Raw genomic sequence first — 20,717 nt, forward strand, 5'->3', positions numbered from 1 at the left:
ATTTTTAATTATAAGAGTAAGTTATTGTGAATTCCCTGGAACAAAATCTGGAGCAAAATGTGGAGCAGATTGCCGCCATTCAAAACCCGGAACAGTTATCTTTTTTTCAGCGCCGCTGTCGTCAATTAGTGCATGCGGTGTTGGGTAAAATCAACACGGGACATCTCGAATTGATAGAGGGCGCTACAACGTTCCGGTTTGGCTCGCCTGATAGTGATATTAAAGCTCAAATCATTGTCCATGATGTCAGCGTGTACACCAGCTTTGTAAAGGGCGGTAGCATCGGTGCCGCGGAAGCTTATATTGATAAGCGCTGGACATGCGATGACTTAACGGCATTAATTCGAATCTTTGCCCGGGCCCAGAATGTGACCGATGCAATGGAATCGAAAATGGCCTGGTTCGCCAAGGTCAAAAACGCTCTGTTCCATCGCCGCAACCGCAATACGGTATCTGGTTCCAAGCGCAATATTCTCGCTCACTACGATTTAGGTAACGAGCTCTATACCCGCTTTCTTGACCCTTCAATGATGTATTCGGCGGCCATTTATCCTCACGAGAATGCAACGCTGGCAGAAGCGCAACAACATAAGTTAGCGCGGATTTGTGATCAGCTTGAGTTAAATGAAAACGATCATGTCCTCGAAATTGGTACCGGCTGGGGCGGCCTGGCGATATTTGCTGCGCAACATTACGGCTGTCGGGTGACCACTACGACAATTTCGGACGAGCAATATAAATATGCGCAGCAGCGCGTTACTCAATTAGGCCTTGACGATAGAATTACCTTGTTGAAGAAAGACTATCGAGAACTGGATGGTGAATACGATAAGCTGGTTTCTGTTGAAATGATCGAAGCTGTTGGACACGAGTACTTTGAATCTTTCTTCAAACAATGCAATGCCAGATTGAAAACCGGCGGTAAAATGCTGATTCAGGCGATTACCATTGCTGATCAACGTTTTGAGTCATACAAAAACAATGTCGATTTTATTCAGCGCTATATCTTCCCGGGAGGGTGCCTGCCCTCAATAAATATTATGAGCGAGCAAATCGCCAGGAATACACATATGGTGATCGAATCGATTTCCGATATTGGGCTCGACTATGCGAAAACCCTGGCTCACTGGCGTGATGCGTTTTTCAAATCCTGGCCGGAGTTAAGCCAACTGGGTTATGACGAAACCTTTAAGCGCCTGTGGACCTATTACCTTTGTTATTGTGAAGGCGCATTTTTGGAACGATCCACTAGCACCGTGCATTTACTGGCGAGAAAATAACGGGACAGGCATTGCTTGATCGCGATGCCTTTATTTTTATCCTCGAAACAACAGCGACGTTCAAGATAGTATTCCATCAGACTTTTTAGGCAATCATTAAAGCCGGATCCTGCAAAGCTGTTGGTTTCATCCTCCCGACGTTAATATTACTCCTCTCATTCCGTATATAGTTTCGTTAATTTACCTTTATTCGAATAAAAATCGGTGTTATCTGTTAAGGTGGCTTTTAATTCAAATAGTGCGTATCTAGCAATTGATCCTTATACTTTGTGGGCGTATAATTTTTGCCAATTTTTTTAGTGGGCAAAATGTCCCTTCAGAGTTGATAAAACTAAAGCGGTCCCCTCATGACAAATAAAACGGTACTACACGCCAAACATCTTGAAGCTGGCGCGAAAATGGTTGATTTCCACGGTTGGGAAATGCCAATCAATTACGGTTCACAAATTGAAGAGCACCATGCGGTTCGCACCGATGCGGGTATGTTCGATGTATCTCATATGACTATCGTTGATATCCAGGGTGAAGATGCCAAGCCGTTTTTACGTCGTTTAGTGATTAACGATGTCGCTAAATTACAAGACGCTGGTAAAGCCCTTTATACAGGTATGTGTAACGAGCAAGGTGGTGTTATCGATGACCTTATCGTTTATTTCTATACAGATACTGAGTACCGCTTAGTGGTTAACTCCGCGACCCGTGAAAAAGATCTTGCCTGGATCAACAAGCAGGCAGCAGATTTTCAGGTAACGGTAACTGAACGTCCAGAGTTTGCGATGATAGCGGTCCAGGGGCCTCAGGCAAAAGCCAAAGTTGCCACCTTACTGGATGCCGAGCAAACCGCAGCGGTTGATGGCATGAAGCCGTTTTTCAGTGTCCAGGCTGGCGATTTATTTATTGCTACTACAGGTTATACCGGTGAAAACGGTTATGAAATTGCCTTGCCAGAAGCAAAGGCGGCCGATTTTTGGCAACAATTGTTAGATGCGGGTGTAAAACCGGCTGGCCTTGGTGCTCGTGATACCCTGCGTTTAGAAGCGGGTATGAATTTGTATGGCCTGGATATGGACGAAAGTGTATCGCCATTGGCCGCTAACATGGCCTGGACCATCAGCTGGGAGCCAGAAGATCGTAATTTCATCGGTCGTGAAGTTTTAGCTGAGCAACGCGCTGCGGGCGACCAGCCTAAACTTGTTGGCCTGGTATTAACCGAAAAAGGCGTACTGCGCTCAGGCCTGAAAGTCGTCACAGAGCATGGCGAAGGTACGATTACCTCAGGAACCTTCTCACCGACATTAGGTCACAGTATTGCCATGGCTCGCGTGCCTCGTGCGGTACAACCAGGTGACACCGTTCAGGTAGAGATGCGCAAGAAACTGGTCGATGTTGAAGTGATCAAGCCAAGTTTTGTGCGCAATGGTAAAAAAGTTTTCTAAACTAAACCTAACCGTATTAAACTTGAGCTGCGCAGTTGAGCATTAGCTGAGCACTGACGCAGGTCTTATAAGAAAACAGATTTAAATTCATATATTTTTAGGAACAAAAAAATGAGCAACATTCCTTCAGAATTAAAATATGCATCGTCCCACGAGTGGGTACGCAACGAAGGTGACGGTACTGTAACTGTTGGTATTACTGAGCACGCTCAAGAGCTTTTAGGCGACATGGTATTTGTTGAGTTGCCGGAAGTTGGCGACCAGGTTAGCACCGGTGACGACGTAGCTGTTGCCGAATCTGTTAAAGCCGCTTCAGATATCTACGCACCAGTAAGTGGTGAAATTGTCGAGGTAAATGAAGACCTTGAAGATAGCCCTGAGCTGGTTAACTCTGACGCATTTGGTGATGGCTGGATGTTCCGCATTAAGCTGGACGACGCCGGCGAGCTGGACGCGCTATTGGATGCGGAAGGCTATCAAAACGTTGTTGATGAAGAATAGTCAACCATATTAATAAGTTAAAGCCCTGAACGGTTAGTTCGGGGCTTGTTGTTTTTAGCGGCACCAGCTTTTCACTGATGGTTGATGCCGTAAGTATTTTTACACCTTTTTTCGGGACCTGTTGTTTATGTCTACCCTAACGTTGACACAATTAGAACAAACTCAAGATTTTATTCGCCGCCATATTGGCTCCGATGCTGAGCAAACCAAAGCCATGCTAAGCGATATCGGTGCAGAATCCGTAGATGCACTGATCGATGAAATCGTACCATCCAGCATCCGTCTGTCTGATTTACCCAATATCAACGAGAGTAAGACAGAAGTAAAAGCCCTTAGCGACTTAAAAGCACTGGCGAGTGAAAATAAGGTAAATACCTCGTACATTGGTTTGGGGTATTTCCCAACTCTTACGCCAAACGTTATTCTGCGTAATGTTCTGGAAAATCCAGGTTGGTATACCGCTTACACGCCGTATCAGCCGGAAATCGCCCAGGGTCGTCTGGAATCATTGCTTAACTATCAGCAAATGTGTATCGACTTAACCGGCCTGGAACTCGCCAGCGCGTCATTGCTCGACGAAGGTACGGCTGCGGCCGAAGCTATGGCTCTTGCTAAGCGTGTATCTAAGAATAAGAAATCAAACCTGTTCTTTATTGCCGATAACGTATATCCACAAACCATTGACGTTGTGCGCCAGCGTGCCGAGATGTTTGGTTTTGATATTGTAACTGGTGCAGCTGAAACGGCGGCGGATCACGACGTGTTTGGTGCACTATTACAATACCCTGGTGCGGAAGGTGAAATCACCGATATCAGCGCCATCATCGCTGATGTTCAGGCGAAAAAAGGTATCGTAGCTGTTGCTGCTGACATTATGAGCCTGGTTATGCTAAAAGCACCAGGTGAGTTAGGTGCCGATGCGGTGATCGGTTCATCGCAGCGTTTTGGTGTACCGATGGGTTACGGTGGTCCTCACGCCGCATTCTTTACCACTAAGGACAAATACAAACGTTCACTACCAGGTCGTATCATTGGCGTTTCCAAAGATACCCGTGGCAACAGCGCATTGCGTATGGCGATGCAGACTCGTGAACAGCACATCCGTCGTGAGAAAGCGAACTCGAATATCTGTACTGCTCAGGTATTACTGGCCAACATGGCGGCTTTCTATGCGGTTTATCACGGTCCTAAGGGCCTGAAAACCATTGCCAACCGTATCCACCGCTTTACCGATATCTTATGTTTAGGTACAGCAACAAAAGGCCTGACGGCAATTCACCAGAATTACTTCGATACCTTAACGTTTGCCACTGACAACAAAGACGAAATCGTGACTCGCGCCCTTGCTGCCGACGTTAACCTTCGTGTTGACCAGGACGGTAAAGTCGGTGTGTCATTGGATGAAACCACCACTCGCGCTGATATCCAGCAATTATTCGATATCTTACTGGGCGAAGGTCATGGCCTTGATGTGGCTGAGCTTGATGCGAAAATCGTTGCAAGTGGTCACTCGTCAATTCCAGCGGAATTAGTTCGTGAATCGGAAATTTTAACCCATCCGGTATTTAACTCGTATCACAGTGAAACTGAGATGCTACGTTATATCAAGAAACTGGAAAACAAAGACCTGGCATTGAACCATTCAATGATCTCTCTGGGTTCTTGTACGATGAAGCTGAATGCGACGGCACAGATGATCCCGGTTTCCTGGCCAGAATTTGCCAATATGCACCCATTTGCACCGCTTGATCAGGCCACAGGTTACACCAAGATGATCAACGAGCTGGGTGACTGGTTGGTTGAACTGACCGGGTACGACAATATCTCGATGCAACCAAACTCAGGTGCCCAGGGTGAATACGCAGGTCTAATCGCGATTCAGAAATATCATGAGAGTCGTGGTGATGCACACCGTAACGTGTGTCTTATCCCATCTTCTGCTCACGGTACCAACCCGGCTTCTGCGCAAATGGTTGGTATGAAAGTTGTGGTTGTCGATTGTGACAAGCAAGGTAACGTTGATTTGGTTGATTTGAAAACCAAAGCCGAAGAAATGGCCGACAGCTTATCCTGTATCATGATCACATACCCGTCTACGCACGGTGTATACGAAGAAACTATCAAAGAAATCTGTGATATCGTTCATGCGAACGGCGGTCAGGTATACCTTGACGGCGCGAACATGAACGCTCAGGTAGGTATTACCTCTCCAGGTTTCATCGGTGCTGACGTATCGCACCTTAACCTGCACAAAACCTTCGCCATTCCACACGGTGGTGGTGGCCCGGGTATGGGCCCAATCGGTGTGAAATCTCACTTAGCGCCGTTCTTACCAGGTCATGCGTTAGTTGATTTTGACAACGAACTGAAAGGTAATGGTGCGGTTTCTGCAGCGCCATTTGGTAGTGCTGGTATCCTGTGTATTTCTTACATGTACGTTGCATTACTGGGTAAGCAGGGCGTTACTGATTCTACTAAGTATGCCATCACTAATGCCAACTACCTGGCCCACAAACTGAGCCAGCATTACCCAATCCTTTATACCGGCAATAATGGCCGTGTGGCACACGAATGTATCGTTGACTTGCGTCCGTTAAAAGAAGCGTCTGGAATCACTGAAATGGATGTGGCTAAGCGTCTGATGGACTACGGTTTCCACGCTCCGACCATGTCATTCCCGGTAGCCGGTACGCTGATGATCGAACCGACAGAGTCTGAGTCTAAGGTTGAATTGGACAGATTTATCGAAGCCATGACCTGTATTCGCGATGAAATCCGTAAAGTAGAGCAGGGCGAGTGGACGCTGGAAGATAACCCGCTTCACAATGCGCCGCATACCTTAGCCGATATCACAGATGCCGGTTGGGATCGTGCATACACTATCGCGGAAGCGGTATTCCCGGTAGCAGCTGCGGCAGCCAACAAATTCTGGCCAACGGTAAACCGTATCGATGACGTATACGGCGACCGTAACCTGATTTGTTCATGTCCTGCTGTTGAGACGTATATTGACAGCGAATAATAATATTGTTATTCGCTAGCTGCAGGCTACAAGCTGTAAGCTGCAAGTCGTTTGAAACGAGCCATTGCTAACGCATGGCTCGTTTTTTTTTGCACATGGATGTGCTTATCCTCTCGCACCATGGATGGTAGCAAGAGAGGGTTTGCACATGGATGTATTTCGTCGGTAAATTGCCATCCCTGATTTACCGACATTCCATAAATCCCTTTATATTTCCTCTCGTACCATGGATGGTAGCAAGAGAGGGTTGCCTACACGGATGTAGGTACCCTGCATCACAAGGACGGAATGATGCATGGGTGCACAGGGATGTGCTTCGTCTGTAAATTACCATCCTTGATTTACCGACATTCCATAAATCCATTTATATCGCCGTGATATAACCATCCCTGATATCACGACATACCATAAATCCCTTTATTTATCCTCCCGAACCATGAATGAAAGACTCCTCGCGCACAGACTTCATAAATTTTACTAAGCTTGCCAGCTAACTGCTTCTATAAATTAGTAAAAATTCATGGTACAAGAGGTTAATAACCTCGGCGTTTTGCGAACTGAAATGTTCAATCAAAAATGATAACGCCGTTTCAAAGAAATTCCGGACTATCATGAGATCAACCATGAAAAAAAATCTTCTGCTTTTAATGAGCACCTTAATGATGTCAACGATTGCCAATAGTGCCGACAAAGATACGATTATTGATGATGTAACCGGCGAGCCGGTGCAAATGCGCGAAGACGGTCGTGGCGATAGGGTGGTCGGTGCGCCCTGGGCTACCCGTTCACCGGTTCTTGCGGTTAATGGCATGGCGGCAACGTCGCACCCATTAGCCTCGCAGGTCGCCATCGATATTCTTCAACAAGGTGGCACGGCGATGGATGCTGCGATTGCTGCCAATGCGGCGATTGGTTTGATGGAGCCAACAGGTAATGGTATTGGCGGCGATTTATTTGCCATTGTCTGGGAGCCGAAAACTAAAAAGCTGCATGGCTTAAATGGCTCAGGTCGTTCTGCTAAAGGCCAGACACTGGCGCAGTTAAAAGCAAAAATTGGGGATGTCTCGCAAATTCCTAACTGGGGTACACCGCCGGTTACCGTTCCGGGTACTGTTGATGCCTGGTTTGCCTTGCACGAAAAATTCGGCAAGCTGGAAATGGCCGATAATCTTGCGCCAGCGATTCAATATGCAAGAGACGGTTTCCCTGTCACCGAAGTTATCGCCTACTACATGGATATCTACCAAACGCGCTACGAAAAACTATTCAAACAAGGTGAAATTGAAGAGATAGCTAATTACCAGGCAACTTTCCTGATTGATGGTAAAGCACCAATGGAAGGGCAGGTATTTAGAAACCCGGATTTGGCGAATACCCTGGAAAAAATTGCTAAAGGTGGTCGCGATGCATTCTACAAAGGCGATATTGCCAAAACCATAGATAGCTATTTTAAACGCATCGGCGGGCCGCTTCGCTATGACGATTTTGCCAGTCATTCCAGCACCTGGATTGACCCGGTATCGGTAAATTATCGTGGCTATGAGGTCTGGGAACTACCACCGAATGGCCAGGGTATCGCCGCGTTACAAATGCTAACGGTATTGGAAAACTATGATCTAAAAAGCATGGGTCATAACAGTGCCGATTACTTACATGTGATGACCGAGGCGAAAAAGCTGGCGTTTGAAGATCGTGCCCGTTTTTATGTGGATCCGGATTATCAAAAGATTAATCTCGACTATTTATTGTCAGAAAAGTACGGTAAAGAGCGGGCAAAACTGATTGATATGAAACGTGCTGCCAAAGAAGTGGAACACGGCGATCCAAAGTTAATCGAAGGCGACACTATTTACCTTACCGTCGCCGATAAAGACGGCATGATGGTCAGCCTTATCCAGAGTAACTATCGTGGTATGGGGACAGGCTTGGTAGCCGATGGCCTTGGCTTTATTTTCCAAAACCGTGGCGCCCAGTATTCACTAACCGAAGGGCATCCGAATGTCTATGCCCCGGGTAAGCGACCTTTCCATACCATTATTCCAGCGTTTATCACCAAAGATAACCTACCATACATGAGCTTTGGTCTGATGGGGGGAGCAATGCAGCCACAGGGTCACGTGCAGATGGTGACTAATATTGTCGATTTTGCCATGAACGTGCAACAAGCCGGTGATGCGGCTCGTTTTCATCACAGAGGTTCAACTTCACCGACCTGGGAAGGGCGAATGAAAGACGGCGGGGTGTTAGAGCTGGAAAGTGGCGTTAAAGCAAACGTGGTTAAAGAACTACAACAACGCGGCCACAAAGTGCATATCACCAGTGGTCCATTTGGCGGCTACCAGGCAATTTTAAAAGACCCGAAATCCGGTGTATATCACGGCGCCAGTGAAATGCGTAAAGATGGCCAGGCGCAAGGATATTAGTCTGAACGGGTCATTTCTGTACCTATATAGATACGAGGATTGATACTGCAAAACGAGTCATTGCCCTGTGCGTTGACTCGTTTTTTGATTTTCATTAGCCTTTTCATTATCAATAGGTTTGGTTAATCTTTGAATAAGTTCAATTGTTTGTATTTAAAGGATTAATATGAAAAGTTTTTGGCTTGCTTTTGGAATGGCTTTATTGCTTTTCCCTACAATGGTTGAACCTTCCCCTCTAACCTACGAAGACTTTGCTCAACTCCCAGAGAAAAGTATGGTCGTAATATCTCCATCGGCTACAAAGGCAGCCTATCGGCATAATGATGGTCAACAGGACATGGTCGTCATTCTAAATATTGTAAAAGGTGAAGTCGTTGGCACTGTAGATATAACTGAATTGAATCCCTCCCAGATCATGTTTGTTGACGAAGAACGGTTAATTTTAATTGCTTCGGAAAATACAAGAATTCGAGGATTTCGAGGTCGCTATAATATGAGTCTGGCTTTTTCGTTAAACCTACAAAACGGCGACATTCATCAGTTGCTGAAACCCGGATTCGGTATTATTCGTGGAAATACCAATTTAGGTAATATTGTCGGAATCAGTCCGGATCGGCAGCACGTATATATGCCAGCCTGGGAGAGCAGCACTCGTTATAGTCTTTATAAGGTTTCTCTTACTAAATCCATTAAGCCTAAGCGTGTAAAGAGGGGGACTAAGGATATTTATGATTATTTTGTTAACGAAAAAGGGGAATTGATTGCTCGCGAGCGATTTGATAATCAGCGCAATTTACATCTACTTGAGTCGAAACAAAATGACGGTTGGAAAACGATATATAGGGAGCAAACGGAAATCCCAACCATAGGTTTTACGGGATTGACTCCTGATCAGCAGCACATAATGATGAATAAACATGATGAAGCGTCTGAGCGAAGAGCATATTTTAAAATATCTCTGGATGACGGAGCTGTCTCAGAGCCTTTATTTAGTAATGAAAGTAAAGATGTTGAGAGAGTCCTAACTGACATTAATCGTATCGCTTATGGCGTCCAGTATTCGGGTTTTCAGCCAAGCTATGAGTTCTTTGATGAACATCTAAATAGGCGATTTCGTGGTATAGCCAAAGTTTTACCTAATACTTCTGTTTACATTTCTGATCATACTCCGGATTGGTCAACCATAATCTTACAAACCAGTGGCGAGAATAATTCAGGTCAATATTTACGATATCAACGAGGTAAACTCGGATTATTGGCGACTGAACGCCCTAAAATTAGTTCAGATTTAGTAAATCCAATTAGAGAATTTGAGTTCAAGGCTCGTGATGGGTTAACGATTCCTACCTTACTCACATATCCCAGGGGAATGGAACCTCAAAAATTAGCTGCAATTATGTTACCTCACGGTGGACCGGAATCTTATGACAGGATTGGCTTCGATTGGATGGCGCAATATTTTGCAAGTCAGGGATATCTGGTCATTCAGCCACAATTCAGAGGCTCAACCGGTTTTGGCCTCCAGCACCGATTGAAAGGACGTGGTGAATGGGGGGGCAAAATGAATGAAGATTTAAGCGATGCGATTACGGAACTATCGAAACAGAAAATATTAGATCCAGACCGGGTGTGCATAGTCGGTGCGAGTTATGGTGGTTATGCTGCGATTGCTGCAGTGACGTTCACGCCTGATGTTTATAAATGCGCCGTTGCAATCAATGGAGTATTCGATTTAGAACGTATGCTAAATAAAGAAAAAAGGAAATACGGAGACGAACACTGGATTTCCGCCTATTGGGATAGGGTTATTACTAACGGAAAGTTAGAAGATGACTTTTTATACAATAAGTCACCGATTAACTTTGTTGATAAGGTCACAGCGCCGATCTTACTCTTACATGGTGAGCACGATACGGTGGTACCTCGGAACCAATCGGAATCGTTATACGACACGTTGGATGACGCCGGAAAACGGGTAAGCTTTTTTGAACTTGAGGAAGGAGATCATTATCTGACTAAGCTGAAAAACCGAACTATAGCGCTTGAGAAAATTGACCAATTTATCAAACAGAATCTCCAGTAAAGGGAAACATTCTCTGTCAGCATAAACTTGTATTGGTCTACAGTTCTAATTGACAGTAATTGGTCATCATCTCCTTTGAGCGTTAAAGAGTGTAACGAATAGCCTATCCAGCGAGGCAATCCTGATGATACTTTCGCTACGATCCTAGCGATTCTCCAGGCGGTTGTAATCAAAATAGCCAAATTTGATTGCCGCCCGTTGTTGATAGGTGTTATGCAGCTCATCACTAAACGACCAGAAATCGTCACTGGTGCGGCGTATCCCGAACTTATCCAATAGCTTTGCATAATCCGCTTCGTTGTTAAGCTGGCGTATTGAGGCGGTGAACTCAGAAATTTCATTGTGAGCTACCCGAAACAACGCATTGGGGTGTGAAGTCATCACCCCATGGGCCAGGATCATGGTATCTTCTTCAGGGCGGCGGCGACTTTTTTCCGCAAATATATGAGAGATATTGCTATAAGCATTATGGGACAACAAGCTGTAAATATAGGACTTATTATCGTTGCCCTGAATAAGGACCAGCGAGGCTTGCGGTAATATTGAAGCGGCAATGCCCGTGGTTTGATTCAATGCCTTTATCTCGGCTTCCGCTTGCTTAGCAAGTCCCGGATATACTAGGTGCGTCTCGCTTTGTGCCTTGTTAACATGGTCTTTGACCATGGCTAACAGCTCCGTCAGCGGGTCAGCGGTCTTATATTTAATATCAGTTTGTGGTGCAAAATTACTGCCTTTTTGGATGTATTTTTCCACCGGGCTAACTGAACCCCTATACCATTGCTCACGCACCTCGTTGCGACTGTTTTTGGGCAGCAACGACAGGAAGCTGGTTTCTCCTTCCATGCGCAAAAAGTCCATATACATACGACTATTCAATTGGTGACCAACATTGCCGTAAACGTCATAGCCGGCAACAAGCAGGTAATGGATGCGCTCAAATAATGGATAGGTGATGACCCAGGCGGTTTGTGGTTTTTCACCAACCAGCCCCTTAACGACACTGGCGGCATCAAAGTGACGAAAAATGGTCAGTGCCACATTGTCATTGTTATCATCACCATCCCAGAGTAAATCGAGGGTAACTGGCACCTGATCTTTAAAATGCTTCTTAATGTATTCAGCTTTGGCATCGAGATATTTTCGTTCTGCGCGGGCATAGGCCACCCAGTTCGTCGGCAAGGCATTGCTGTTTGCTTCCGCCGGCAGGGTGATCGTCGACCGGGCTTTTTCCATGAATACTTCATCATATTCTGGCAAGTCCAGGTCCGGATTGGCAAACACCACCCAAAAGTGATCATTGATTACATTCAACGCTATTTGTCCCCGGCATACGGCACCTTTGATGAACTGCATAATGCTGTACTGGGCTTCATCAATCATAAATCGGTAGCGAGCCTTGGTAGGCAAGGCAGCAAAGGTAATAAATGGATTCGATGCGTTTTCGGCTTCATATCCGGGAAGTTCATCCACCGGATAATCGGGCTGATAAAACCAGGTATGCCATTTTTGCTTTCGGGCTTTGGTCAGGGCAAATGGCATATGCAATTTATCAACCAACGTTTCCTGCAATGGCACCAGACGATAATAAACCCGGGAAACCTCCGGGTCATCAAAAGGGCGTCGGGTGGCGATGATCTTTATCGGTTCTCCCGGCGGTGTCGCCGAGCGATAGATGCGAAAAAACTGAGGTTGGGTATTGTTATTTTCCACTTCTGGAAAATAGAGATGGGCAAGAAACAGATGTTCATAAAGGTAACGATTTACTAACTGCGATTTATTAGAATCCTGATTAAAGTAGCGTTCCCATTGATTGATTTGTTGCTGAAGTGGTTTTGAAAGTGCAGGTTTTTGTTTAACTGGACTGCCGGCTGCCACCCAGTCAATAATCCGTTGCTGCTCAGATTGACTAATTGCTGGTAAGGCGTAAGGCATTCCCCACAGGGGATTCTTTTTCTGGTACTTTTCATGTTCATCGGCCGTTGGACATACCAGACTGCGATTCAGGCTCAGCTTGAAGCTGTCTGGCAATTGTTTGCTATCAGGCAATGGATGAGCGCGTTTTTGCTCAAGCATCTTTACCAGTAAACTATTTATTGAGTCCCTGTCGGGCTCTTGGCTGTTTTCATTTAACACCGGGTGGAAATCCATCTCCCGCCATTGTTTTACGGTCTGGGCATCTTCAAATAAACGGGTTGGCTCGGCGGCAAGGACGCGGGCGCCATCGTATACTGGAGCCTTATTAGCCCCCCTGGTAATGCCCTCATAACTGCCCAGCTTTAACTGGCACGGCGCGTCATAACAGCCATGACATACCACACAGCGTTTATCAAACACCGGTTGTATTTGCTTGTGAAAATTCACCACAGAAGCGCTTGATTCTGATGTTTCGTTGGCCATTGATTCTGTCACTTCGGTTGATTCTGGTCTTGATTGTGATTTCGCGGCGGGGGCGATAATCACCAGCGACAAAACCACAGCAGCCAATAAGCGCATCATTGTGTTATTCCTGTTATTAATAAAATTTTAAAATCATTACAGCACCACCTTAAGTGTAGACAAGCTTATTCAGGGAGAGGCAGCCAAGTTGGCGGGAATATGTCGCCTGCCGCCCATGTATCGGAACAAGCGTTAACGAAGAAGCAAAAACCGGCAGGGCTGAACGGTACTAGTTCAGCCCTGAAGTGACATAAGCTATTTTTCAAAGTGCTTTTTGATATAGCCATTCATCAGTTGCACCCCAAAGGAGGTTGAACCGGGTGAGGCTTTCATCGGTGTCGCTTTGCTATTCCAGCCAACACCGGCAATATCCAGGTGTACCCAGGGCGTGGACTCGCGCACAAAGGCGCCAATAAACGCAGCTCCGGCACTGGCGCCGGGTGCCGTCGGTCCGGAATTCATCACATCGGCCACTTCGTTTTCAATGGCTTTAAAGTGATTGTCGTTAAGTGGTAACGGCCAGACCTGATCACCGGTTTTCTTGCCCATCTCGACAAAGTCGTTGGTAAGCTCCTCATGCCTGGTAAATAAGGCGCCATAGTCTTTACCCAGTGCCCGGGCGGCAGACCCGGTTAGGGTTGCTAAATCGACGAGTAATGCCGGGTTATAGGTAACATCACCGTAATAAACAGCATCCGCTAACACAAGCCGACCTTCCGCATCGGTAGAACGGATCTGAATGGTTTTGCCGGACATCGAAGTCACCACATCGCCAGGACGCTGGGCATTGCCGCCCGGCATATTTTCCGCCAACGCCGCAATACCGATAGCATTCACCTTCGCGCCGCGCCCCGCCAATGCATAAATGCTGCCGATGGTACTCGCCGCGCCAGACATATCGAACTTCATGTTCCACATATTATCGGAACCTTTAATGCTGATGCCGCCGGTATCGAAGGTAATGCCTTTGCCAACCAGCATGACCGGCGCCTCACCTTTGTCACCTCCACGATATTCGACAATCATCATCCTTGGTGGGCGTTTACTACCCTGGCCAACCCCATAAATGGCACCCATGCCTTTTTTCAGCATATCTTTCTCATCGAATACGGTGATCTTGATATTGTCCATATCGTCAAATAGCTCTTGCCAGTAAGCGACAAAACTTTGCGGGTAAATGATATTCGCCGGTTCGTTGGATACATCACGGGTATACCAGACAGCATTGGCAACCGGGTCGAGTTCCGCCTGATAAAAATCTGAGGCGGCTTTAGCATCCGCAGTGACTATGGTTATTGACGGCTGATGCTTATGGCGTTTTGCATCGGTGTAATATTTATCAAAGTAATAACTGCCAAGTTTGGCACCATAGGCAATGTTGGCCGTGATATCTTTTGGGGTATCGAAGGCCATTGTTGGTGCGCTTTTAAACGCTTTAATTGCTGCCTGCACCGCATTGCCACCGATGTTTTGCCAGTCCAGTGTGGTGTTGCTGTTATCATTTTTACCCAAACCAACCAGCAGTATCTGATCATAGCCGGAACCTTTTGGCGCGGTAATAACCTGAGTGGTCATTTTTTTACCTTTAAATTTTGCAGCTTTAATCGCATAACTCAGACCAGTGTCACTGTTGTCGTTAATGACATCAGCAAAGCGACCACTTGTACTATTTTCATAAACGCCGAGTACCAGGTTTCCAGACGTTGGCAATTCGTCGGTAAAACTTATTTTTGTTGGTGGTTTTGATTTGTGCTCTGTCGCTTGAGCCACTGCTCCGCCGGTCGTGAGAGCCAATGCGAATATTAGGGACAACCAATACTTCATATCTGTTTCCTGCGTCATTCATTTGTGTCTGCTGTTGTTAGGTAAAGGTTATCAGATAGATTAAGACCTTGCGAAAAACTGGCTGACATACCTCATGCTCAGCCTGCTCGTGTCCGTAGAAATTTTCGGTTATGGATAAGGCTGGGACGCTGTGTATTTGGCCATCCAGGGGATAACTGCGGTGGTTTTCGTTCAGCCATCCAGGCCGCTTTGCTAGCTACCGGTTTGCCTTGTCAGTGGTTAATGGGGTTAAGCGCAACATCAGCTGTCGGTGAGCAAGGCTGAACTTTTCTTTTAGGTATGGAACCTGCTGGTTTTTATCGGTTTTTTAAAGGTTTTTCGGTTAGACAAATCGCCAATTTAAACTACGCTTTCTACTCGGGTAGCCAGTGTGGTTGCCTGATTTAGGAGATAGATATGAATACCAAATTACTTAGAAGTATGTTGTTCTGCGTGTTGAGTTTGTTTGCGTTTCAACAAGCACATGCCGCCGACGATGAGTGGCCGTTTAAGGAAGGTAATTACTGGGAAGTTACCGGCATTAAAGTTGCCGATGGGGCTGGCCTTAAATATGCCAATTGGCTGGCAAGCGAATGGCGAAAAAACCTGGAGTTTGCCTTATCCGAGGGGTGGCTTGAAAGCTATTATGTGATCAGTAATGTTCACGCCCGGGCGGACGAACCCGATCTTTATCTGGTGCGCATTTTTAAAAATATGGCGACCGCAGAAGAGAACGAGAAACGTCAGGAAAAATACATGGCCTGGGTCAAAAAAAGCATTGAAAAAATGCAGAGTGAAAGTGGTGACAGAGCGGAATATCGTACTATCATGAGCACGTCACTGTTGCAGGAACTGCACTTTAGGGATAAATAAGCGCCAGGAAACTTCGACTTAAGGAATGGGATAAAACAAGAAACGAACCAACTGGTTCGTTTCTTTTTATCAGTTACTTCAGCGAGTCAACGATAAAATCAAGCACCGGGTCACCACTAGGCTGATAACTTAAATCAAACAGTGGTTTGGGACGATTGATCATGCCGCGTTCCACCAACTCATTGATAACGTCAAAATCCATTAAACCGGTTTTACCTACCAACAGGTTGTCGATAGGGCCCTGTTTGGCCAGTGCCAGCACATCACGAAACCCCCGCAGATACAGGAAGTCTTTGGTAAATCCACCGCCACGATAGACCCTGGTTGTGAGGGTAAAGGCAAAGGACTTTTCCAGTTCGAACTCATTAAGCAGGGTATGATAGGTTTTCACAAAATCATCATGCTGGAGCATGTAATTGACCGCAATAACCCGCAGGGCGATGGTCTGTAAGCGTTTAATGGTCAGGCTGCCAGAGCAATACTCACTGAATAATGCAATACCCTCCTGGGTGTAGGTATTGCCGGCCAGGCCCAGGCCAAACACTTTTAAATCGTGCTGCTTGGCATTGATTGTGGTCAGCATATGAATACCTAATTCATGGTAGGCAAAAGCGTGTAATTCTTTTTTAGTGAAACGCGCATTTTTGTTGACCAATAGCAAGGCTTTTTCGTTATTTACCATAGCCTTGGCGACAATTTTTGCCGACTTCTCAACGCGACAATTTAATTGCCAGTCATTGGCCTGGTTACGAAAGTAATCAATGGCGGCATCCGCGTCGAACAACGATTCTTCGGCAGATACCGGCTCTGGATTGAGGTGCAGTAAAAACCGGGCATTGGCGATATCGGCCTGGCTTGGCTCGCCATAATATTTCAACGAGTTGTAGACAAACTCATCCGTGCCAATGGTCGTTAGTAAATCGATTTTACTGGCCAGGTTATCAATCACATGACGATAAAGCTGGGCGATACTGGCATCCAGGATGTCATCCACCGGCAGCTTATAAAGCTGTTCCCGAAACGTATAGGGGTTAATGTTCAGCTGTTTGTAGGTAAACGCAGGAGCATTGTAACTGCTGCGTTTTAAAAACTTGCTTCGCTCCGCCGCTAGGTTGACCGGGTTAATAAAGTTCAGGGTTTCGATATGCCGGCTCAGGGTAAACAACTGTTTATCCAGGCTAAGCACTTCAGGACTGATATTCGATGACAAGACATCAGCTCGGCGAACTCGCTTTTTCTTACCGTAACGGCGCATAAAAAATGTTGCGGTTTCGGTAATGGCGTCTTTAAAGCCGGCTTTAAGCTCTTCGAGCACCAACGGGTAGGGTTCACCACTGGTCTCATCCATGAATACTTTCTTCACTTCTGTTGGTAATACCAGGGTGTTATCGAAATGAGAATTGACATGGGTGATCAGGTATCCGCGTCCCTGAAACACCTCATCGGTTGCCGCACGTACATCGAGGTTCGGCAGTTCGATACGATTTAATTGTCGCTCAAAGTGATTAACGACCTTGCCCCAACGCTCAACATCGATTTGCCCCGAGCCGATGTTAAAGGTCGGCGTGTCCTTTTCAATACGTCGGTAATTGTAGGAGTGGATATCGAACACGATGGCATTATTGAACTCACTCTCTACCGCTGAAATCACTGCTTCGAGCACATTATAAAATGACTGATGCTTACTATGACTAATACTGCGTTGTTTTTGGCTTAATGGTTTTTGCCAGACCTGCTTGTTCCATGCAGTCTTGAAGTAGGTGGATAAGGTCTTCGCCCGGTTTAAATCGTATTCAAAGCGCGAGTCATTGCCAATTAACTGAATTGGAAACGAGGATATCAGCTCATCGGTAAACGGGTCTTCTTCGTAAAAACGTTCCTGTTTGCTGAGTAAAAAGCTTTTCTGTAACTCATCTCTGAGTCGATGCCCATTGTGTATCGCCGCACAGATGATCGGGGTGTACTCGTCAATCTTAACGATAAACGCACCGTCAGCTACGAGGGCGTGGAAACACTCTTTTTTATTAATGCGGGCTATGCATTCCTGCTCAGACAGCGTTAGCATCTTCGATCACCTGTCTGAATTCGTTTTTGCGACTCATAACCATATCCTTGGCGTGAACGACGCTTTCAACAAAATCGATAACTTCGGCCTGTAATTTGACCCGGTTGAGCTTGTTAATGCGAACAATACCACCCGGGCTTAACACATTGACCTCGATCAACTTACCACCAATAACATCAATACCAGTAAAATACAGGCCATCACGAACTAGCTTCGGACCGATGTATTTACACAGCTTTTTCTCCTGGGCGGTTAATTTGTGTTTCACCACCGTACCGCCCGCATGAACGTTGGCGCGCACATCATCGGATGCGGGAATGCGCTTCATCGCGCCAATAGGCTCGCCATTGAGCATCAGGATACGTACGTCACCTTCATGCGCACCTGCAACATAATCCTGAAGGATGACATAGTTACTGCCTTTGCCATGTTCATCACCGCCAATATAAAAGTCCAGCAGTGAGCGAAAGCTTTGCTGGGCGCTTTTTTCTAACACGATAACGCCGCGGCCACCATAACCATCAAGCGGTTTGAGAATCATTCGATCGGAATCGGATTCTTTAAATACCCGTTCCAGGTAATCACGGTTTTTGGAAACGTGGGTGGCTGGAATAAATTCGCTTGCGGTGTCCTGGAATGAAGCGGTGTAAACCTTGTTGTTGGCAATGCGAAGGCCATCAAGGTCATTCATAATAAAGGTGTCGCCACGCACTGAGTCGAGGAAATTCAAAGCCAGGGTATCTAATGGTGGGTTGGCTCGCATGATAATGGCATCAAAACCTGCTAATGGCAGTTGTACGCGCCTGAATTTAGCATTTTTATAGAAACTTGGGATCAGATCCGGGCATTTGGTTTTCTTCAGGAAGACATCGCAAAATGCGACGGCGACGCTGTCGCGAATCGTTAAGTTATTAACCGTTGACAAGGCGACGGTGTGGCCACGTTTAACGCATTCGTGAATTAATCGAAGGGTGGAATCGGACTCGGGATCGACTCGCTCCCAAGGGTACATGATAAAGCAAATTTTCATCGTTTTGGCCTAAAGTTAAAGCAGTATTGACGTCCCTTAAGTGTAGAGCCTGTTTTATCAGTCAGAGCGGCTTTTTCAACAGCGAAACTGAAAACCCAAACCGGATTTAGCGGTGAACAGGTTTAACAAAATTGTGGGACAAAAAATTTCGCAGGAGCATAATCAAAACAGATAATTTATGCTCCAAAAAAATTTTATCGTAACGACAAAAATTACAACTTTCCAGTGGCTTATCAGAACCTAACCGGAATATTAATCACTGAAGGCATCGGCATAATCCATAAAGTTTGACGATCGGCCGTTGGCTTTTGAGAATCCGTAACGAATTTTACTTTTTTCAACCGCCGCCAGATATTTCTTCCAGAGCCTGGCAGGATACAAGGTACCCTCATCAGCTTGTTGCATTTCGGCAACGAAAAGGGCTTCTTCCTCGTTCTCTGGCATTAATACACCCTGAGATAAACTCAATAGAGTGTGGCCGTATTCGAGTAACTCCTGTGACTCGCGACGATTGAAATAACCACTTCTGGATAGACCATGGGAAAATGCCTGATCGCCATAAAACGGGGCGCTTCCCTTGCGAATATTGGTAAGCATATTAATTTCCTCTAATTCTGGACAGTTGTTTACGAGCATGAATACAAACTCGCAGTGCACGTAACGGCACGCCCGTTTTGCCGATTATCGTGACTGACTGAAAATTTAGGAAATTATTTTCTAAATGAAAATCAAAAAATATTTGTCGTCAGGATAATATTTCTTTACCTTTGGAGCAGTTACCTAAGATTTGGTTTAAACCATGGATATTCGAGTATTTAAAACCTTTTTAGCGGTCGCCGAATATAAGCACTTTGGCCGTGCGGCGGAAACGCTCTATATTACTCAGGCCGCAGTCAGCGCCCGTATTAAACAGCTGGAAGAATACTACGGCACACAATTATTAATTCGTGATAAAAATAATTTGCGCCTGACCCCGGCCGGTGAGGCCCTGCTGTCGCACGCACATTTGTTGGTAAGCCAGGTAGAACAGTCAAAACTGAATGTCTCGATTGCCGATCAGCAAAAACTGGCATTCAACCTGGCCACTACACCAAACGTCTGGGACGCGTTTTTTCATTATCGCATTCATGATGCACTGGCTTTATTTAATCACCTGGTATTGGCAACCGAGATATCCGTACGTGAAGCGATTCAGCGCAAACTGGATGAGCGAACCCTTGACGTTGGCTTGTTAACCGATCCGATCAAAGATGATGATTTTACCAATGAGCTAATCGATCATTTTGACTTGGCGCTGGTGGGGAGTCGCAAGGAATTTAATAAGGACATTAACGATTACATTCTGGTGGATTGGGGAATTACATTTAATAAAGAACATGCGTTACATCATAAAGTGACACCAAGCTTTAAAACTTCGACCGCAGTCATTGCCCTGGAAGTGATTTTAACGCATGGTGGTTTCGCTTACCTGCCAACCTCCCTGGTCGCCAGCCTGCTTGAGGATGAAACCTTATATCTGATCGACTCGCCCGTGCAAATTAAGCGTCCGGTATACCTGGTTTATCGGAAAAACAATACCCAGCAGGCATTAATCAATGAATTTCGAAAATTATTCGCTAAGCTGCAGTAGAATGCGAGAGCATTGGCTCTCGGTTCCGCTATCCGGGTTACAGCGGGTGCTGAAAAATTTTTGTACTGGCCGTTAAAATTTTTAATTGGTCAGGTAAATCACAAAAGAGTATTC

At 45.8% G+C, this 20,717-nt stretch carries 13 protein-coding genes; 8 read left to right on the forward strand and 5 right to left on the reverse strand.

Going from position 1 to position 20,717, the window contains the following annotated elements:
* The first annotated feature begins 59 nt into the window (after nucleotides 1–59).
* From E8M12_RS01425 to E8M12_RS01450, 6 genes are all read left to right on the forward strand, one after another.
* Nucleotides 60–1,280: an SAM-dependent methyltransferase gene (locus E8M12_RS01425; RefSeq protein ID WP_211244964.1), complete on the forward strand. Its 1,221-nt coding sequence runs from the start codon at nucleotides 60–62 to the stop codon at nucleotides 1,278–1,280.
* A 347-nt stretch (nucleotides 1,281–1,627) separates the two neighbouring features.
* Nucleotides 1,628–2,716 carry a glycine cleavage system aminomethyltransferase GcvT gene (gene gcvT / locus E8M12_RS01430; RefSeq protein WP_136734284.1) on the forward strand — a complete coding sequence of 363 codons (1,089 nt, stop codon included), beginning with the start codon at nucleotides 1,628–1,630 and terminating at the stop codon, nucleotides 2,714–2,716.
* A 111-nt stretch (nucleotides 2,717–2,827) separates the two neighbouring features.
* Nucleotides 2,828–3,217, forward strand: a complete 390-nt coding sequence (gcvH, locus tag E8M12_RS01435; protein ID WP_136734285.1) for a glycine cleavage system protein GcvH — start codon at nucleotides 2,828–2,830, stop codon at nucleotides 3,215–3,217.
* Between the two features lie 127 nt (nucleotides 3,218–3,344).
* Nucleotides 3,345–6,239 carry an aminomethyl-transferring glycine dehydrogenase gene (gene gcvP, locus E8M12_RS01440; RefSeq protein ID WP_136734286.1) on the forward strand — a complete coding sequence of 965 codons (2,895 nt, stop codon included), beginning with the start codon at nucleotides 3,345–3,347 and terminating at the stop codon, nucleotides 6,237–6,239.
* 731 nt (nucleotides 6,240–6,970) lie between these two features.
* The gene (gene ggt, locus E8M12_RS01445) at nucleotides 6,971–8,662 is read left to right on the forward strand and encodes a gamma-glutamyltransferase (protein ID WP_211244965.1); all 1,692 of its coding nucleotides are present in this window, start codon (nucleotides 6,971–6,973) and stop codon (nucleotides 8,660–8,662) included.
* 166 nt (nucleotides 8,663–8,828) lie between these two features.
* Entirely contained in the window at nucleotides 8,829–10,745 is a 1,917-nt protein-coding gene (locus tag E8M12_RS01450; RefSeq protein ID WP_136734287.1) for an alpha/beta hydrolase family protein, read from the forward strand.
* A gap of 144 nt (nucleotides 10,746–10,889) precedes the next feature.
* Here the strand turns inward: E8M12_RS01450 and E8M12_RS01455 are convergent, their stop codons facing one another.
* On the reverse strand, nucleotides 10,890–13,241 hold the full coding sequence (locus E8M12_RS01455) for a fatty acid cis/trans isomerase (RefSeq protein ID WP_136734288.1): 2,352 nt from the start codon (nucleotides 13,239–13,241) through the stop codon (nucleotides 10,890–10,892).
* A gap of 195 nt (nucleotides 13,242–13,436) precedes the next feature.
* Nucleotides 13,437–15,005, reverse strand: coding sequence for a leucyl aminopeptidase (locus E8M12_RS01460; RefSeq protein ID WP_169303003.1), 1,569 nt, complete (start codon nucleotides 15,003–15,005; stop codon nucleotides 13,437–13,439).
* A 417-nt stretch (nucleotides 15,006–15,422) separates the two neighbouring features.
* On the opposite strand from E8M12_RS01460, the gene E8M12_RS01465 reads away from it, so the two are divergent.
* Nucleotides 15,423–15,878: a hypothetical protein gene (locus tag E8M12_RS01465; RefSeq protein ID WP_136734290.1), complete on the forward strand. Its 456-nt coding sequence runs from the start codon at nucleotides 15,423–15,425 to the stop codon at nucleotides 15,876–15,878.
* A 73-nt stretch (nucleotides 15,879–15,951) separates the two neighbouring features.
* Here E8M12_RS01465 and E8M12_RS01470 read toward each other — a convergent pair whose 3' ends face one another.
* The 3 genes from E8M12_RS01470 to maoP form a co-directional block, all read right to left on the reverse strand.
* Complete coding sequence (locus E8M12_RS01470) at nucleotides 15,952–17,943, reverse strand: flavohemoglobin expression-modulating QEGLA motif protein (protein WP_136734291.1); 1,992 nt, start codon at nucleotides 17,941–17,943, stop codon at nucleotides 15,952–15,954.
* A complete protein-coding gene (gene gshB / locus E8M12_RS01475) occupies nucleotides 17,927–18,973 on the reverse strand; it encodes a glutathione synthase (RefSeq protein WP_136734292.1) in 1,047 nt (348 codons plus the stop codon). Before gshB ends, E8M12_RS01470 begins: the two co-directional genes overlap by 17 nt.
* Before the next feature lie 252 nt (nucleotides 18,974–19,225).
* Nucleotides 19,226–19,570, reverse strand: a complete 345-nt coding sequence (gene maoP, locus E8M12_RS01480; protein ID WP_169303004.1) for a DUF413 domain-containing protein — start codon at nucleotides 19,568–19,570, stop codon at nucleotides 19,226–19,228.
* Between the two features lie 202 nt (nucleotides 19,571–19,772).
* Here maoP and E8M12_RS01485 point away from each other — a divergent pair, with 202 nt between their 5' ends.
* Complete coding sequence (locus tag E8M12_RS01485; RefSeq protein ID WP_136734294.1) at nucleotides 19,773–20,603, forward strand: LysR family transcriptional regulator; 831 nt, start codon at nucleotides 19,773–19,775, stop codon at nucleotides 20,601–20,603.
* The last annotated feature ends 114 nt before the right edge of the window (nucleotides 20,604–20,717 follow it).

It is taken from the genome of Thalassotalea mangrovi, assembly GCF_005116735.1.
Classification (GTDB): Bacteria; Pseudomonadota; Gammaproteobacteria; order Enterobacterales; family Alteromonadaceae; genus Thalassotalea_A; species Thalassotalea_A mangrovi.

What these genes read in the sequence shown, in the direction of transcription:
- ggt (WP_211244965.1), top strand. Translation starts at nt 6,971, where the DNA reads ATGCGCGAAGACGGTCGTGGCGATAGGGTGGTCGGTGCGCCCTGGGCT.
- E8M12_RS01470 (WP_136734291.1), bottom strand. Translation starts at nt 17,943, where the DNA reads ATGCTAACGCTGTCTGAGCAGGAATGCATAGCCCGCATTAATAAAAAA.
- E8M12_RS01485 (WP_136734294.1), top strand. Translation starts at nt 19,773, where the DNA reads ATGGATATTCGAGTATTTAAAACCTTTTTAGCGGTCGCCGAATATAAG.
- E8M12_RS01450 (WP_136734287.1), top strand. Translation starts at nt 8,829, where the DNA reads ATGAAAAGTTTTTGGCTTGCTTTTGGAATGGCTTTATTGCTTTTCCCT.
- gcvH (WP_136734285.1), top strand. Translation starts at nt 2,828, where the DNA reads ATGAGCAACATTCCTTCAGAATTAAAATATGCATCGTCCCACGAGTGG.
- E8M12_RS01455 (WP_136734288.1), bottom strand. Translation starts at nt 13,241, where the DNA reads ATGATGCGCTTATTGGCTGCTGTGGTTTTGTCGCTGGTGATTATCGCC.
- gcvP (WP_136734286.1), top strand. Translation starts at nt 3,345, where the DNA reads ATGTCTACCCTAACGTTGACACAATTAGAACAAACTCAAGATTTTATT.
- maoP (WP_169303004.1), bottom strand. Translation starts at nt 19,570, where the DNA reads ATGCTTACCAATATTCGCAAGGGAAGCGCCCCGTTTTATGGCGATCAG.
- gcvT (WP_136734284.1), top strand. Translation starts at nt 1,628, where the DNA reads ATGACAAATAAAACGGTACTACACGCCAAACATCTTGAAGCTGGCGCG.
- E8M12_RS01465 (WP_136734290.1), top strand. Translation starts at nt 15,423, where the DNA reads ATGAATACCAAATTACTTAGAAGTATGTTGTTCTGCGTGTTGAGTTTG.
- E8M12_RS01460 (WP_169303003.1), bottom strand. Translation starts at nt 15,005, where the DNA reads ATGAAGTATTGGTTGTCCCTAATATTCGCATTGGCTCTCACGACCGGC.
- gshB (WP_136734292.1), bottom strand. Translation starts at nt 18,973, where the DNA reads ATGAAAATTTGCTTTATCATGTACCCTTGGGAGCGAGTCGATCCCGAG.